The following is a 15504-nucleotide window of genomic DNA, read 5'->3' as shown; positions in this document are numbered from 1 at the left end:
TTTCATTCCACCCTTGCAGAGGCATAGAATGCTCGGGTTACTACCGAAGGAGACCCCTCATGGATCAACACATCCGCGTGCCCGCAGGCGAAAAAATCACGGTCAACCCGGACTTTTCGCTCAACGTTCCCGACCATCCCATCATTCCTTACATCGAGGGCGACGGGACGGGCTTCGACATCACCCCAGTGATGATCAAGGTGGTGGACGCTGCGGTTGAGAAGGCCTACGGCGGCAAGCGCAAGATCGCCTGGATGGAAATTTTCGCCGGCGAAAAGGCCACGCGGGTGTACGGCCCCGACGTGTGGCTGCCCGAGATCACCCTTCAGATCCTGCGCGATTACGTGGTGTCGATCAAGGGCCCGCTGACCACCCCGGTCGGCGGCGGTATCCGCTCGCTCAACGTCGCGCTGCGACAGGAGCTTGACCTGTACGTCTGCCTGCGTCCGGTGCGCTATTTCCAGGGCGTGCCATCGCCGGTCAAGCACCCGGAGAAGACCGATATGGTCATCTTCCGCGAGAACTCCGAAGACATCTACGCCGGCATCGAGTGGGCCGCCGAGTCGGAGGGGGCGAAGAAACTCGTCAATTTCCTCATCAACGAGATGGGGGTGAAAAAAATCCGCTTCCCCGAAACCTCGGGCATCGGCATCAAGCCGGTGTCGCGCGAGGGCACCGAGCGCTTGGTGCGCAAGGCACTGCAGTACGCCATCGACAATGACCGCAAGTCGGTCACCCTGGTGCACAAGGGCAACATCATGAAGTTCACCGAAGGCGCCTTCCGCGACTGGGGCTACGGCCTGGCCGGCAAGGAATTCGGCGCCCAGTTGCTCGACGGCGGGCCGTGGATGCGCTTCAAAAATCCCAAGACCGGCCGCGACATCGTGGTGAAAGACATGATCGCCGACGCCTTCCTGCAGCAAATCCTGCTGCGGCCGGACGAGTACGACGTGATCGCCACGCTCAACCTCAACGGCGACTACGTTTCCGACGCGCTCGCGGCCCAAGTGGGCGGCATCGGCATTGCGCCGGGTGCCAATCTCTCCGACAGCGTGGCCATGTTCGAGGCCACTCACGGTACCGCGCCGAAATACGCAGGTAAAGACTATGTGAACCCCGGCTCAGAAATTCTGTCCGCCGAGATGATGCTGCGCCACATGGGCTGGGTCGAAGCCGCTGACCGCATCATCGCCAGCATGGAAAAATCCATCCTGTCCAAACAGGTGACCTACGACTTCGCCCGTCTGCTGCCAGACGCCACCCAGGTGAGCTGCTCCGGCTTCGGTCAGGTGATGATCGACCATATGTGACCCTCGTTGCTGACGCCTGAAAGCGCCCCCAGACCTGCCGCGTTCGCGTCAGGCCCCCGAAGGAGATGAGGCCCGCGGCTCCAAGCTGTCTGCGGCAGCTTGGACGGAGCCGAATCCGAGCAGCTTGCAAGCTGCGAGGTGGACAAGAAAACTTGGGGCGGCCCTGCGTTTTCTCATAAGACCGCTCCGGCGGTCTTTTTTTATGCGGGTTGCGAGTGAGGGATCATCCGCTCTTGTTTTCTGTCGGCCCCGCCGCAGATGGATGGCTCGGATGCGGTTTTTTGTTATTCGGCCGACCTTGCGGAATTACCCTTGGCGACAACAAACCACGGCAGACCTCCCTACAATTTTGAGCATGTCAGCTTCCCATTCCCCCCCTCCAGCAGACGGCGGCGCCGTCGTTGTCGAGCGTCAGACGCTGCGGCTCAAGCCGCCGGCGATGTATCAGGTCATCCTGCTCAACGACAACTTCACGCCGATGGAATTCGTGGTTGTCGTGATTCAGCACTATTTCAACAAAGACCGCGAAACGGCGACGCAAATCATGTTAAAAGTGCACCGTGACGGCCGTGGCGTTTGCGGGGTTTACACCCGCGACATCGCGGCCACCAAGGTGGAGCAGGTGATCGGCGCGGCCCGTCAGGCCGGTCACCCTTTGCAGTGTGTGATGGAAGCCATTTAGGAGGCTCGTGATGATTGCGCAAGAACTGGAAGTCAGCCTGCATATGGCTTTTGTCGAGGCGCGCCAACAGCGCCACGAATTCATTACCGTCGAGCATCTGCTGCTGGCCCTGCTCGACAACCCCTCGGCCGCCGAGGTGCTGCGCGCGTGCTCGGCCAATCTGGACGATCTGCGCAAAAGCCTGACCGCGTTCATCAAGGAAAACACGCCCATCGTTCCGGGCAGCGATGATGTGGACACCCAGCCTACGCTGGGCTTCCAACGCGTCATTCAGCGCGCCATCATGCATGTGCAGTCCACCTCCAACGGCAAAAAAGAGGTGACGGGCGCCAATGTGCTGGTGGCCATTTTCAGCGAGAAAGATTCGCACGCGGTGTACTACCTGCACCAGCAGGGTGTCACCCGGCTCGACGTGGTGAATTTCCTCTCGCACGGCATCCGCAAGTCCGAGCCGGTCGAACCGGCCAAGTCGGCCTCGGCGCCGAGCGAAGACGGCGGGGACGAGAAAGAGGGCAAGGAATCGCCGCTCGATCAGTTCACCCTCAACCTCAACGCGCTGGCGCAGCAGGGCAAGATCGATCCGCTCATCGGCCGCGAGCATGAAGTCGAGCGCGTCATTCAGATTCTTTGCCGCCGTCGCAAGAACAACCCGCTGCTGGTGGGCGAAGCCGGTGTGGGCAAAACCGCCATTGCCGAGGGCCTGGCCTGGCGCATCACCGAAGGGCAGGTGCCGGCCATTCTCCAAGACGCCGTGGTCTATTCGCTCGACATGGGCGCGCTGCTGGCGGGTACCAAATATCGCGGCGACTTTGAGCAGCGCCTCAAGGCCGTGCTCAAGCAGCTCAAAGACAAGCCGCACGCCGTGCTGTTCATCGACGAAATTCATACCCTCATCGGCGCTGGTTCGGCTTCGGGCGGCACGCTAGACGCCAGCAATCTGCTCAAGCCCGCGTTGTCGTCGGGGCAGTTGCGCTGCATCGGCGCCACCACCTTCACAGAGTATCGGGGCATTTTCGAGAAAGACGCCGCTCTGTCGCGCCGTTTCCAGAAGATCGACGTGGTCGAGCCCAGCGTGCAGCAGACCGTCGAAATTCTGCGCGGCCTCAAGTCGCGATTTGAAGAGCATCACGGCGTGAAGTATTCGCCCGGCGCTCTGTCGGCCGCGGCCGAGCTTTCGGCCAAGTACATCAACGACCGCCACCTGCCCGACAAAGCCATCGACGTCATCGACGAAGCCGGTGCGGCGCAGCGCATTCTGCCCAAGAGCAAGCAGAAAAAGACCATCGGCAAGATCGAGATCGAGGAGATCATCTCCAAGATCGCCCGCGTGCCGGTGCACAGCGTCACCACCGACGATCGCTCCAAGCTCAAGAGCCTAGACCGCGACCTGAAAAACGTCGTGTTCGGGCAAGAGGCCGCCATCGACGCGCTGGCCGCCGCCATCAAAATGGCGCGCTCCGGCCTGGGCAAGCCCGACAAACCCATTGGCGCCTTCCTGTTCAGCGGCCCCACGGGCGTTGGTAAAACCGAGGTGGCCAAGCAACTGGCGTTCACCTTGGGCGTCGATCTCATTCGCTTCGACATGTCGGAATACATGGAGCGCCACACGGTCTCTCGCCTCATCGGCGCGCCGCCCGGCTATGTGGGCTTCGACCAGGGCGGCCTGCTCACCGAGGCGGTGACCAAGAAGCCGCACGCCGTGCTGCTGCTCGACGAAATCGAGAAAGCCCACCCGGATGTGTTCAACGTGCTGCTGCAGGTCATGGACAACGGTACCCTCACCGACAACAACGGGCGCAAGGCTGACTTCCGCAACATCATTCTCATCATGACCACGAATGCGGGCGCGGAAGCCATGCAGAAATCCGTCATCGGTTTCACCAATAAGCGCGAGCAGGGCGACGAGATGGCCGACATCAAGCGCCTGTTCACCCCCGAGTTCCGCAACCGGCTCGACGCGACCATCAGCTTCAAGCCGCTGGACGAAACCATCATCCTGCGCGTGGTCGACAAATTCCTGCTCCAACTCGAAGCCCAGCTGGCCGAAAAGAAGGTGGACATCACCTTCTCCGACGCCCTGCGCAAGCATCTGGCCAAGGCCGGTTTCGACCCCCTCATGGGCGCCCGCCCGATGCAGCGTCTCATCCAAGACACCCTGCGCCGCGCGCTGGCCGACGAACTGCTATTTGGCCGCCTGGTCGATGGCGGGCGGGTATCGGTGGATATTGATGAAGCGGCAGCCGAGAAAGACAAAATCAAACTCGACATCACCCCGCCCGAACCGCGCCCGAAGAAAAAAGAAGCCGAGGACGCCGCAGCCTGACGTTCTCAAGCATCGGTTCAGTAATACGCCCCGTTATTCGGGGCGTATTACTTTTTGATGCGGGTGTTTCAAATGCGGCGCGAGCTGTGGGTTGGGCAGGGGATAGCCTCAGCCCAAGGAATGGTTCGGGAGTGCTGCGAACATAGACCTGATCCCAATTCTCCTCCCTCGCGCAGTTGATCGAGCAGGCGCACCGACTGCAAGACGGTGGTTGCCGGGTTTCGTGGTACGTTTATACCTGTTTGTTTGCACAGGCCAATCGCGCAGAACCCAAGCCACAAGCGGCTTAGCAGCGCAGGCGCTGCCCAGAATATCCCGCAACGGTCAGCTTATTTGGCAAGGATTGCGGGATATATTACGTTTGGCAACTTGATCGGAGGCAGCAATGAACTTGGATGAATTCGTCAAGGAAGTCCTGTCCCAAATTATCTCTGGTATCCGTAGTGCCCAGAAGGCCAAAGGCGGAGCCTTTGTCGTTCCAGCAGGCGATGGAGGTCACGACTACGCAAAACACCCAAGGGTGTCATCGAGTGCCCGAATCAAATCCACCATCGTCGATTTCGACATTGCTCTCTGACCTTGCCCCGCATCGGGCTGACATAGGCCAGCGTCGAGTGCAGTCGGGTGCGGTTGTACCAGAGGATCCAGGCGACGGTTTCGTCCATGGCCTGGCGCCGGGTCTTGAAGCGTTGCCCGTGTAGCCGCTCCACCTTCAACGAGCCGAACAGCGTTTCGCTGCAGGCGTTGTCCCAACAGTTGCCGCGACGGCTCATCGACGCGGTGATGCCGTACTCGGTCAGGACGTCGCGGAAGTCCTTGGCAGCGTACTGGCTGCCGCGGTCGCTGTGGAAGATCAGCCCGGCCTGCTTGCTCGGATGGCGTTTGAACCACGCCATGCGCAAGGCGTCGATGACGATGTCGCGCGTCATGTCCTGGCGCAGGCTCCAGCCAATGACTTGGCGACTGAACAGGTCGATGACCACGGCCAGGAACAGCCACCCTTCGTCGGTAGCGATGTACGTGATGTCGCCCGCCCAGACCTTGTCAGGCTGATCCACGTTGAACTCACGGTTGAGCAGGTTCGGCGCGATCGGCAGGTCATGGTTGCTGTCTGTCGTGACCTTGAAGCGCCTCTTGCCACGGGCCCGGATGCCGTGCCGTTGCATGAGCTTTTGCACCCGCTCCTTGCCCACCCGGATGCCCCTGGCCAGCAGTTCCTTCCAGGTGCGTGGCCAGCCGTAGCCGCCGCGCGTCTCGGCGTGGATGGCCTTGATGTGCACCAGCAGCGCATCGTTGCTCAGGTGGCGGCGCTGGGCGCCACTGGCGCGGCGAACGAAGTGCGCGTAGTAGCCGGCCACGCTGACTTCGAGCACCCGGCACTGCACCGAGATCGGCCACACACGGCGGTGGCGTTGGATGAAGGCGTACTTCACTTGGCTGCCTTGGCGAAGTACGCCGTCGCTTTTCCCAGGATGTCGCGCTCCATCTTCACGCGCGCCAGTTCGGCGCGCAGCCGGCTGATCTCCATCTGCTCGGCGCTCACAACCTTGCTGTCGGCACCGGTCAGCTTGCCCAGTCGAGCCGCCTTGACCCAGTTGAACAGCGTCTGATCCACCACGCCCAGCGTGCGTGCCGCCGCCGCGATGCTCTGGCCGCCCTCGACCAGGCGCACCGCCTCTTGCTTGAACTCCAGCGTGTACCGCGCCCGCCTTATCGTCGTCGTCATTTCTATTCTCCTTGCTTGGATTAAATCACTCAGCAAGGGATACGTTTTTCGCGGGCAAGGTCACTCACGGTCGAAGACTCAAGCAAAGGCTCTGGCGGCGGAGGGCTTAAGGTTTTTGGTATTGGCGCAAATGTTCAGGGCGAGCTGGCATCCAAAGACACAACAGTTAGTCGCATCCAATTCGCGGTTCCAATCCTTTTGCCTACAAGCGAGCGCGACTGGGACGTAGAATTCAAGGACAAGGGTGAGTAAGTTGCCCAGGAATGACGGAGGTCAGGTCTAGTTTTGATATATTTGCGACAAGCTAGACCTGACCCCCGTTTTTTCGTTTTTGTACAAGTGGTTTAATGACACCCAGGCGAACGGACGTCGGCCATGAGGGGCAGAGGTGGTATCTAAAGATCGTGCTTCCGACTAAAAAATGAAGTAAAGGGTCCAACATCATGATCCACACAGCCGAGGTTGTCTTTGGGATTTTTTTACTGGTATTTTTCATTAAAGCAGGGGTAGAAATTATTCGATCTCTTCGGGAGAGGGTCGATGCGGTTGCCTGGAAAGTTGATTCAATTGAATCAACTATGAAGCAACTCGATCAAAAAATTGAGGAAGTAATTGATTGCAGGTTCAATTACTCATTGACTAATGTATACAATGAAAAGCAATTGCTTGGCCATGAGTGGCAGTATAAGATTGAGGATGGGCATTGGGTGACGGCCATTTACAGCGAGAAAACAAAAAAATTTATCGTTAAACATTTTCGAACCGACGAAAATGTCCAAAAAATAAATCTAGGCGAAAGAATTGCAAGCGACATGAAGCATAACGCCGAAAACATCTATGGCGGGGTGCCTGACAACGCAAAGGATATGCGATTTTGCAACGGCATATATGTGCCTGAAGACCTGAATCCGTGACTTCAGGAAAGATCGGGTTCAAGGAAAGTGCAGGAAAGTGACGGGGTCAGGTCTGGCTTCATAGCATAAAACGAATCTATCCTAGATTTGCCCTTGCAAGGTTTCTTTGCCTGGACCATCACCTGCGAAGAAGTCGTTTGAGAAGTATGTTTGTATAATCCTGACGGTGGCCTGCTGCGAGGTAGAGATAGGTTTTTCCGTCAAGTCGTTGATAGACCAGTTGGTGGTGGGATGTATAGGCGTTTTTATAAATGGTGATACCTACAGCAGCCAGTTCTGGAATCGGTGAGCCGTCTACAAAGCCTGTTTCTATCAGGCGTAATTTTTCAAAAATTTCATCTTCTGCAATTATCCAGGCCGATTCGCCCCATTTGTCGAGCATGTAGTCTTGCAGCGAAAGCAGATCTTCCTGCGCGTCTGGAAGGATGATGATGGCCATTATTTTCGGCTCTGGCGGGCGGCCTTTAATTGGGCGCGTGATTCCTCGATTGAAAATCCTTTGCCTTGTTGTCGGTCTTTTTCGCCGAGTGCGATGATTTTGAGGGCGGAAATTAGCGCCTCTTTTTCCTGAAACTGTTTGACATGTTCAATCACCATGCTGGCCTCGCCATTTTGGGTGATGACATATGGGGTGCCATTCAGTTCCAGATCTTCGGATATCTGGGCGGCGTGGCTTTTGAGGTAGGAGATGGATTTGATGTTGCTGACGGATTGCATGGGGCCTCCGGGGTGAATTCAGTCTGAATTTAGGTCTGAATTCAGTCTCAGTCAATGACCGCAGTGGCCTACGTCTGCGCCAGACCTTGCGCGGCCCCTTGTAGCGCCCTGATGAAATTTTCCCGCAGAGGGTTGGGAGTCTGGGCGGGTTGAAGAATGCCGAGTTCGATGGTGGCGGGTTGGCCGAGCAGGGGGCGATATTGCACGCCGGGGCGTTTTAGCTGGCGTAGCGAAGCCGGCACGAGAGCCACGCCCATGCCGCAGGAGACCAGGCCGATGACGGTTTGCATCTGCCGCGCGTGTTGGGTGATGCGGGGGGCGAACCCCGCGGCCTGACACAGGCTGAGGGTGAGGTCGTACAGGCCGGGGCCGATATTGCGAGGCGGCACGATGAAGGGCTCTTTGGCTAGCGCGCGGAGATCGACGGCGCCGCTGCCTTCTTGCAGCACGGGGTGGGCGGTCGGAGCGGCTAGCATCAGCGGCTCTTGCAGCAAGGGGGTGAAGGTCAGTCCGGGCTCGTTCACGGGGGCGAGGCCGATGCTCAGATCGAGTTCGGCGGCGCGAAGCTCGCGGATCTGGGCGTCGGTGGTGAGTTCGTGCAGCTGCACGTCCACCTGCGGATACCGCGCACGAAAGCTCTTGAGGGTGGGAGGCAGGATGCCGAAGTCGGCGATGGAGACGAAGCCGATCGAGAGCGTACCCGCGTCGCCGCGCTCGGCCTGGCGCAACCGCTCGACCGCGTGTTCAAGTTGGGCGAGGACGGAGCGGATGTCTTCAAAGAAGGCGGCACCCGCAGCGGTGAGCGTCACACCGCGGTTGCTGCGCTCAAGCAATCGGGCGCCGATTTCGTCTTCAAGCGCCTTGATCTGGGTGGACAGCGGCGGCTGCGAGATGTGCAGCCGCTCGGCCGCGCGCGAGAAGCTGCCTTGTTCTGCAATGGTGACAAAGTACCGGAGCTGCCGCAGTTCCATAATTCGTTCGGCATATAGCGCTGCCATAAAAAATGTATTGTTCAATATAGCCGAGGGGCGGGACAATCTTCCTCTTTGTCCATCATTTCCCCGCAGGAGAATCGTCCCATGCCCGCCTACCGTTCCCGTACCAGCACTTCCGGCCGCAATATGGCGGGCGCCCGCGCACTGTGGCGCGCCACCGGCATGCAGGACGGCGATTTCGGCAAACCCATCATCGCGGTGGCCAATTCGTTCACCCAGTTCGTGCCCGGCCATGTGCATCTGAAAGATCTCGGCCAGTTGGTGATCGAGGAAATCGAGCGCGCCGGCGGCGTGGGCAAGGAGTTCAACACCATCGCGGTGGATGACGGCATCGCCATGGGGCACGACGGCATGCTCTACAGCCTGCCGTCGCGCGACATCATTGCCGACAGCGTGGAATACATGTGCAACGCGCACACGGCCGATGCGCTGGTGTGCATTTCCAACTGCGACAAGATCACCCCGGGCATGCTGATGGCCGCGCTGCGGCTGAACATTCCGGTGGTTTTCGTGTCGGGCGGGCCGATGGAGGCCGGCAAGACGCGGCTGGCCGGCAAGGTGATTTCGCTCGACCTGATCGACGCCATGGTGGCCGCGGCGGACGACAAGGTGTCTGACGACGACGTGCAGGCCATCGAACGCTCGGCCTGCCCGACCTGCGGCTCGTGCTCGGGCATGTTCACCGCCAACTCGATGAACTGTCTGACCGAGGCGCTGGGTCTTTCGCTGCCGGGCAACGGCTCGCTGGTGGCCACGCATACCGACCGAGAGCAACTGTTCCGCCGCGCCGGGCGCACCATCGTCGATCTGGCCCGCCGTTACTACGAGGGCAACGACGACAGCGTGCTGCCGCGCCGCATCGCCTGCAAAGCGGCGTTCGAGAACGCGATGTCGCTGGACATTGCCATGGGCGGTTCGACCAACACGGTGCTGCACCTGCTGGCGGCCGCGCAGGAAGGTGGCGTCGATTTCGGTATGGGCGACATCGACCGTTTGTCGCGCAAGGTGCCCACGCTGTGCAAGGTGGCGCCTTCGAGCCACTACCACCTCGAAGATGTGCACCGCGCCGGGGGCGTGATGGCCATTCTGGGTGAGCTCGACCGGGCCAAGCTGCTCGACACCCGCGTGCCGACGGTGCACGCGCCCTCGCTGGCCGCTGCGCTCGACACCTGGGACGTGGCGCGCCAGCCCAGCGACGACGTGCAGACCTTCTACCGCGCAGGCCCGGCCGGGGTGCGCAGCACGAAAGAGTTTTCGCAGAGCTGCCGTTACGACACGCTGGACACCGACCGCACCAATGGCTGCATCCGCGATGTCGCGCACGCCTACAGCACCGACGGCGGGCTGGCCGTGCTGTTCGGCAATCTGGCCGAACGCGGCTGCATCGTCAAGACCGCCGGGGTGGACAAGAGCATCCTCACCTTCTCCGGCCCCGCCGTGGTGCTGGAAAGCCAGGACGCGGCGGTCGAGGCGATTCTGGGCGGGCAGGTGAAGCCGGGCGATGTGGTCGTTATCCGCTATGAAGGCCCGCGCGGCGGCCCCGGCATGCAGGAAATGCTCTACCCGACCAGTTATCTCAAATCGAAGGGCCTGGGCAAGGTCTGCGCCCTCATCACCGACGGCCGCTTCTCGGGCGGAACGGCGGGGCTGTCCATCGGCCATGTATCGCCCGAAGCGGCCGAGGGCGGCGCCATCGGCCTGGTGCGCACGGGCGACCGCATCGTCATCGACATTCCGAACCGCCTGGTGCGGGTGGATGTGAGCGACGACGAACTGGCCCACCGCCGCGCCGAGCAGGATGCCAGGGGCTGGAAGCCCGCGGCGCCGCGCGCCCGCAAGGTGAGCCAGGCGCTCAAGGCCTACGCCAAGCTGGTGACCAGCGCCGACAAGGGCGCGGTGCGCGACGCTAACTTGCTGGACGATTGACGCGGGGCGGGCTGGCGCCTGCTCAGCTTGTCCGTCAGCCTGCTTGTTTGCCGACCTGTCCGGCAACCTGAAGCAACTGCGCCGCCACCGAGGCGGCGATCACCTCTGGCGCCTTGCCCGGAATGCCGGGGATGCCCACTGGGCAGACCAGCCGCTCCAGCGCCGACTCGGAAACACCGCGTTCGCGCCAGCGCCGCAGAAAGCGGGCGCGTTTGGTGGCGGAACCGATAAGGCCGAACCAGCCGATATCGGCGCGTCGCAAAATGGTTTCGCCCAGGTGAAAGTCCAGGTCGTGGCTGTGGGTCATCACCAGATAGAACGCGCCGGGCGGCGCGGTGGCGATTTCGGCTTCCGGGGCGTCCACCACCAGGGCGTGTAGCGTGGAGGGCCACTCGCCGCCGACTTCGGGCGCGAAGGCGTCTAGCGGAAACTCCTGCTCCCGCTCGTCGATCCAGTCGATGTGACAAGGCAGCGGCCGCAAGGCGCGCACCAGCGCCTGGCCGACATGGCCCGCGCCGAAAAGCTGCAGATGGAACAGCGGGTCGGGAACGGGAAGCGCGCCGCTGGTCGCGAGCTCGTAGCGAAGCCCCACATGGCCGCCGCAGCACTGCCCGAGTGCGGGGCCGAGGGCGTGGCTTTCGAGGTGCGGTTCGGCCATCTTCCCGGCGGCCCAGCGCGCCCGCAGTTGCCGCGCGGTGGCGATGGCCTTGTATTCCAGATGTCCGCCGCCGATGCTGCCGCGGGTTTGTGTGGCGCCCACCAGCATGCAGGCGCCTTGTTCGCGCGGCGCGGAGCCGCGCACCCGGCTGAGGGTGACGCGGACCCAGGGCGTCTGCGCGGGTTCGCCGTCAAGCAGGTTGAGCGGTGCGGGTTCGCCTTTCATGGCGCTGTCGAACCTCGCTGGATGCGCACCGCTTCGATGGCGTCGAGGATGGCTTCAGGCGTGGCTGGCGCGCGCAGCGGCGGGTCGATGCGATGGTCGCCGACGGCAGAAATGGCATCGCGTATCGCCAGCAACACCGAGAAGGGCAAGAGCAAAGGCGGCTCGCCCACGGCCTTGGAGCGATGGATAGTCGGCTGGGCGTTGGGGTTGTCGAACAGCGCGGTGCGAAACGAGGGCGGGCAGTCGTTGGCGGTGGGAATTTTGTAGGTGCTGGGGGCGTGGGTGAGCAGCCGCCCGGTTTTCGGATGCCACACCAGTTCTTCCATCGTGAGCCAGCCCATGCCCTGAATGAACGCGCCTTCGACCTGCCCGATATCGATGGCCGGGTTGAGCGACTTGCCGGCGTCGTGCAGCAGGTCGGCGCGCAACAAGCGCCATTCGCCGGTGAGGGTATCGACCAGCACTTCGCTGACCGCGGCGCCGTAGGCGAAGTAGTAGAACGGGTGGCCGGTAAGCGTCTTGGCATCCCAATGCAGGTCGGGCGTGGTGTAGAAGCCGTCGCTCCACAACTGCACCCGGGCGAGATAGGCCTGCTGCACCAGGGCGGCAAAGGGCAGGGTGGTGTTGCCCGCGTGCACCATGCCGCCGCTGAAGCGCACCGAGTCGGTGCGGCCGCCGTGCCGTTCGGCGGCGAACGCCGCCAGGCGCTGGCGCAGGGTGCGGGCGGCGTCGAGTGCGGCCATGCCATTGAGGTCGGCCCCGGTAGAGGCGGCGGTGGCCGAGGTGTTGGCCACCTTGGCCATCGGTGTAGATGTGGACGAGTGCGCCCGCCTGGTTCAGGTGCACGACATTGAACGAGATGCCGAACTTGACCGGGGTGAGCGCCAGCCCCTTCTTGAGCACCGGGCTGTGGGCGTTGAAGCGAGTAATGGCGGTGCGGCGCGCAGCGTAGTCGGCGCTCTGCACAAGCTGGTCCACCAGCGGGGAGATGACGTTGTCAATCACGCCCTGGCCGTAAGGCGTGTGGTTGTTCCGGCCGATGCCGTAGAAGTTGGCGCGGCGGACCTGCAGCGCGTCATGCCCCAATTTGCGCGCGATGGAGTCGAGCACGAATTCGGTGACGAGGGCGCCTTGCGGCCCGCCGAAGCCGCGGAAGGCCGTGTTGCTCTGGGTGTTGGTCTTGGCGACGAAACCGTGGATGGCGACATTGGGCAGCCAGTAGGCGTTGTCCACATGACAGATGGCCCGGGTGAGCACCGCGCCGGAGAGATCGGCGGAATGCCCGGCATTGGCGATCAAGGTCACCTCGTAGGCGAGGATGCGACCGTCGTCATCGAAGCCCACGGCGTAGTCGTACTCGAAACCGTGGCGCCGGCCGGTGATGAGGAAGTCGTCGTCGCGGTCGAGCCGCAGCTTCACCGGCTTTTGCAGCAAGTGGGCAGCCAGCGCCGCGCAGCAGGCGAATTGCGCCGACTGCGATTCCTTGCCGCCGAAGCCGCCGCCCATGCGTCGGCATTCCACCTGCACCTGATGCTGCATCCACCCCAGCATGTGGGCGACGACATGCTGCATCTCGCTGGGGTGCTGGGTGGAGCACAGCACGCGCAGCCCCGAGTTTTCGGTAGGCATGGCATAGGCCACCTGGCCTTCGAGGTAGAACTGCTCCTGCCCGCCCACGCTCAAGCTGCCTTGCAGGCGATGCGGGGCGCAGGCCATCGCACGTTCGAGTTCGCCGGGCGCCGTCTCGCGCGTCAGGTGCATGGGGGGCAGCACATACTGGCCCTGGGCATGGGCTTCGCGGGCGGTGAGCACCGCCGGCAGGGCCTCGGCCTGGATCACCTCGCGTGCCAGGGCCGCCGCGCGGCGTGCCAGGGTTTGCGTGGTGGCCACAACCAAGAAGACCGGCTGACCGACGAAGCGCAGCGTGCCGTCGGCCAGAATGGGATCGTCGTGCACCACGGGGCCGCAGTCATTCGTCGCCGGAATGTCGGCTGCGGTGAACACGGCCACCACGCCGGGCTGGGCGCGCAGGCGGGCGAGGTCGATGCCGAGCAGCTTGCCGTGGGCGAACGGCGACAAGCCGAGTGCCGCATGCAGCGTTCCCTGCAGTTCTGGCATGTCGTCGGTGTAGGTGGCCTGACCGCTGACGTGCAGGTGCGCTGATTCGTGCGGCGGAGTGGATGGCCCCCACGCTCCCGCTTCGCGGTCGCTGCCCCCCAAGGGGGCGCACCCCGCCTTGGGGCGGCCCGGCGGCGGGGTGGCGCCGACGCGGGCGCCCTCGTGCAGGGCGGGCCATTCGGCCTCGGGCCACGGCGGGTTGTCCTGGCGGGAAAAGTTCGGAATGGCGGGAGATCGGGCTAAGAGGTCGTGGGGTTTGTTCATGGTGCGCTCCTCAAACCGTGTGCAGCGCGGGCATCAGGCCAGACCAGACGCTGGTCTGGCTGGCAGGCAGGGGCGCTTCGAGCCGGGTTTCCAGCCAGAATCGCCAGAGCAGATTGCGCGCCACGCGCTGCCGATGGACGCTGCTGGCGCGCAGATCGGTGAGAGGTTGGAAGTCGGCGTCGAGCGCCTGCATGGCCGCGCGCACGCTGGCTTCACTCCACGGTTCGCCCAGCAGCGCGGCTTCGGCCTGCGCCGCGCGCTTGACCACCGCGGCCATGCCGCCGAAGGCCAGACGCGCATGGCTGACGCGGCCTTGCGCATCCAGCCGCAGGGCCAGGCCGCAGCTCACCGCCGAGATGTCACAGTCGTAGCGTTTGGAGAGTTTGTAGGCGCGCAGCCGCAGCGCCTGCCGCGGGGTTTCGCTCGGGGTGGGCAGAGGCAACTCGATGGCCCGCAGGAACTCACCGGGCTGCAGGGCGTTTTTCATATAGTCGAGATAGAAATCTGCAAGCGGCAGCCGTCGCAGGGTCGGCCCGCGCTGCAGCAGCAGTACGGCGTCGAGCGCGAGCAGCACGGGCTCGCTGTCGCCGATGGGCGAGCCGTTGGCCACATTTCCGCCGAGAGTGCCGGCGTGACGAACGGGCGGCCCGGCGAAGCGCAGCGCCATCTCGCGCAGCTCGGGCCAGTGCTGCACCAGCGCGGCCCAGGCATCTTCCAGCGGCACGGCCGCGCCGATGCGAAGCAGGGGGCCGTCGTGTTCCACCTCATGCAACTCGCGCACATCGCCCAGATAGAGCAGATCGCCCACATCGCGGAACTGCTTGTTGGTCCACAGGCCGATGTCGGTGGCGCCAGCCAGCAGTCTGGCCTCTGGCCGTTCGGCCCGGACGGCGGCAAAAGCTTCAAGGGTGCGTGGGGCAATGAAATGGTCGATGCGGGGTTGACCGCGCGCATCGGGATAGGCGGGGTTGGGCGCGGCGTGCACAAAAGGCTCGGTCGTGCGCTCAGCAATCTGGCGCAGCAGCGCGGCAAGGGGCTCGGGGTCGAGCCGCGCCGCTGGCGCCTCGAACATCGCCTGACCCGCATCGAGAATGGGGCGGTAGCCGGTACAGCGGCACAGATTGCCCGACAGGTCGTCGGCGAGTTGCTGCCGCGTGGGCCGCGTGCCCGAGCCCTGGTGGCGCTCGTAGCTTGCGTAAAGCGACATGGCGAAGCCGGGGGTGCAGAAGCCGCACTGCGAGCCGTGACAATCGACCAGGGCCTGCTGCACCGGGTGCAGCGCACGGCCCGGGGCGAGTTGCTGAAGGTCTTCGACGGTCAACAGCGCCTTGCCATGCAGCGTGGGCAAGTAGCGGATGCAGGCGTTGATCGGACGCAGCTGCAACGATCCCACGGTCACCGCGGCGCAATCTTGATTGATGCCATCGGCCAGCTCCGCCACGACCACGGTGCAGGCGCCGCAGTCGCCTTCGGCGCAGCCTTCCTTGGTGCCGCAATGGTGCGCCTGCTCGCGCAGCCACTGCAGCACGGTGGTCGTGATGGCCAGATCGCCGACTTCAGCGATCTGGCCGCGATGGACGAAGCGGATAGGTTGGGTGTTCATGGCAGGTTGCGGGCCATCAGGCGGTGGAAATGTGAAAACAGAG

The 15504-nt window shown here is 62.9% G+C and carries 11 protein-coding genes and 1 pseudogene; 5 read left to right on the top strand and 7 right to left on the bottom strand.

What is annotated here, in order from left to right; all coding sequences use genetic code 11:
* Positions 1-59: 59 nt before the first annotated feature.
* The 3 genes from icd (at position 60) to clpA (ending at position 4315) form a co-directional block, all read left to right on the top strand.
* Positions 60-1310, top strand: a complete 1251-nt coding sequence (icd, locus tag B7X30_RS07270) for an NADP-dependent isocitrate dehydrogenase (protein ID WP_276728548.1) — start codon at positions 60-62, stop codon at positions 1308-1310.
* Positions 1311-1665: 355 nt separating this feature from the next.
* The gene (gene clpS, locus B7X30_RS07265; RefSeq protein ID WP_013105755.1) at positions 1666-1992 is read left to right on the top strand and encodes an ATP-dependent Clp protease adapter ClpS; all 327 of its coding nucleotides are present in this window, start codon (positions 1666-1668) and stop codon (positions 1990-1992) included.
* A gap of 10 nt (positions 1993-2002) precedes the next feature.
* Entirely contained in the window at positions 2003-4315 is a 2313-nt protein-coding gene (gene clpA / locus B7X30_RS07260) for an ATP-dependent Clp protease ATP-binding subunit ClpA (RefSeq protein WP_013105756.1), read from the top strand.
* Positions 4316-4854: 539 nt separating this feature from the next.
* On the opposite strand, the gene B7X30_RS07255 is transcribed toward clpA, so the two are convergent.
* Positions 4855-6041, bottom strand: a protein-coding gene (locus tag B7X30_RS07255; RefSeq protein ID WP_286730053.1) for an IS3 family transposase whose coding sequence is annotated in 2 segments (ribosomal slippage) — positions 4855-5783 and positions 5783-6041 — 1188 coding nt in all. Because the reading frame shifts where the segments join, the coding sequence is not laid out codon by codon here.
* 443 nt (positions 6042-6484) lie between these two features.
* Here B7X30_RS07255 and B7X30_RS07250 point away from each other — a divergent pair.
* Positions 6485-6955 (top strand): hypothetical protein, encoded by a 471-nt coding sequence (locus B7X30_RS07250; RefSeq protein ID WP_013105758.1) that lies wholly within the window; start codon positions 6485-6487, stop codon positions 6953-6955.
* Between the two features lie 118 nt (positions 6956-7073).
* Here the strand turns inward: B7X30_RS07250 and B7X30_RS07245 are convergent, their stop codons facing one another.
* From B7X30_RS07245 to B7X30_RS07235, 3 genes are all read right to left on the bottom strand, one after another.
* Positions 7074-7394, bottom strand: a complete 321-nt coding sequence (locus B7X30_RS07245; RefSeq protein WP_276728538.1) for a type II toxin-antitoxin system RelE/ParE family toxin — start codon at positions 7392-7394, stop codon at positions 7074-7076.
* Positions 7394-7672, bottom strand: a complete 279-nt coding sequence (locus B7X30_RS07240; protein WP_276728535.1) for a type II toxin-antitoxin system Phd/YefM family antitoxin — start codon at positions 7670-7672, stop codon at positions 7394-7396. The genes B7X30_RS07245 and B7X30_RS07240 overlap by 1 nt, the downstream gene beginning before the upstream one ends.
* 68 nt (positions 7673-7740) lie before the next feature.
* Positions 7741-8670 (bottom strand): LysR family transcriptional regulator, encoded by a 930-nt coding sequence (locus tag B7X30_RS07235; protein ID WP_276728532.1) that lies wholly within the window; start codon positions 8668-8670, stop codon positions 7741-7743.
* 81 nt (positions 8671-8751) lie between these two features.
* Here B7X30_RS07235 and ilvD point away from each other — a divergent pair, with 81 nt between their 5' ends.
* Positions 8752-10593 (top strand): dihydroxy-acid dehydratase, encoded by a 1842-nt coding sequence (ilvD, locus tag B7X30_RS07230; protein ID WP_276728529.1) that lies wholly within the window; start codon positions 8752-8754, stop codon positions 10591-10593.
* A 34-nt stretch (positions 10594-10627) separates the two neighbouring features.
* Here ilvD and xdhC read toward each other — a convergent pair whose 3' ends face one another.
* The 3 genes and pseudogenes from xdhC to xdhA all read right to left on the bottom strand — a co-directional run bounded on the left by xdhC (position 10628) and on the right by xdhA (position 15461).
* Positions 10628-11476 (bottom strand): xanthine dehydrogenase accessory protein XdhC, encoded by an 849-nt coding sequence (gene xdhC / locus B7X30_RS07225; protein WP_286730052.1) that lies wholly within the window; start codon positions 11474-11476, stop codon positions 10628-10630.
* A pseudogene (locus B7X30_RS07220) lies at positions 11473-13858 on the bottom strand (xanthine dehydrogenase molybdopterin binding subunit). Before B7X30_RS07220 ends, xdhC begins: the two are co-directional and overlap by 4 nt.
* Before the next feature lie 10 nt (positions 13859-13868).
* Entirely contained in the window at positions 13869-15461 is a 1593-nt protein-coding gene (xdhA, locus tag B7X30_RS07215) for a xanthine dehydrogenase small subunit (RefSeq protein ID WP_286730051.1), read from the bottom strand.
* Between the last annotated feature and the right edge of the window lie 43 nt (positions 15462-15504).

It is taken from the genome of Thiomonas sp. 13-64-67, assembly GCF_002282795.1.
GTDB lineage: Bacteria > Pseudomonadota > Gammaproteobacteria > Burkholderiales > Burkholderiaceae_C > Thiomonas > Thiomonas arsenitoxydans.
This window is presented reverse-complemented; position numbering and strand designations above follow the sequence as displayed.

Bases quoted from the DNA above. Each gene is read 5' to 3' on its own strand.
- B7X30_RS07240 (WP_276728535.1), bottom strand. From the start codon at position 7,672: ATGCAATCCGTCAGCAACATCAAATCCATCTCCTACCTCAAAAGCCAC.
- clpS (WP_013105755.1), top strand. From the start codon at position 1,666: ATGTCAGCTTCCCATTCCCCCCCTCCAGCAGACGGCGGCGCCGTCGTT.
- ilvD (WP_276728529.1), top strand. From the start codon at position 8,752: ATGCCCGCCTACCGTTCCCGTACCAGCACTTCCGGCCGCAATATGGCG.
- B7X30_RS07245 (WP_276728538.1), bottom strand. From the start codon at position 7,394: ATGGCCATCATCATCCTTCCAGACGCGCAGGAAGATCTGCTTTCGCTG.
- xdhC (WP_286730052.1), bottom strand. From the start codon at position 11,476: ATGAAAGGCGAACCCGCACCGCTCAACCTGCTTGACGGCGAACCCGCG.
- icd (WP_276728548.1), top strand. From the start codon at position 60: ATGGATCAACACATCCGCGTGCCCGCAGGCGAAAAAATCACGGTCAAC.
- B7X30_RS07250 (WP_013105758.1), top strand. From the start codon at position 6,485: ATGATCCACACAGCCGAGGTTGTCTTTGGGATTTTTTTACTGGTATTT.
- B7X30_RS07235 (WP_276728532.1), bottom strand. From the start codon at position 8,670: ATGGCAGCGCTATATGCCGAACGAATTATGGAACTGCGGCAGCTCCGG.
- xdhA (WP_286730051.1), bottom strand. From the start codon at position 15,461: ATGAACACCCAACCTATCCGCTTCGTCCATCGCGGCCAGATCGCTGAA.
- clpA (WP_013105756.1), top strand. From the start codon at position 2,003: ATGATTGCGCAAGAACTGGAAGTCAGCCTGCATATGGCTTTTGTCGAG.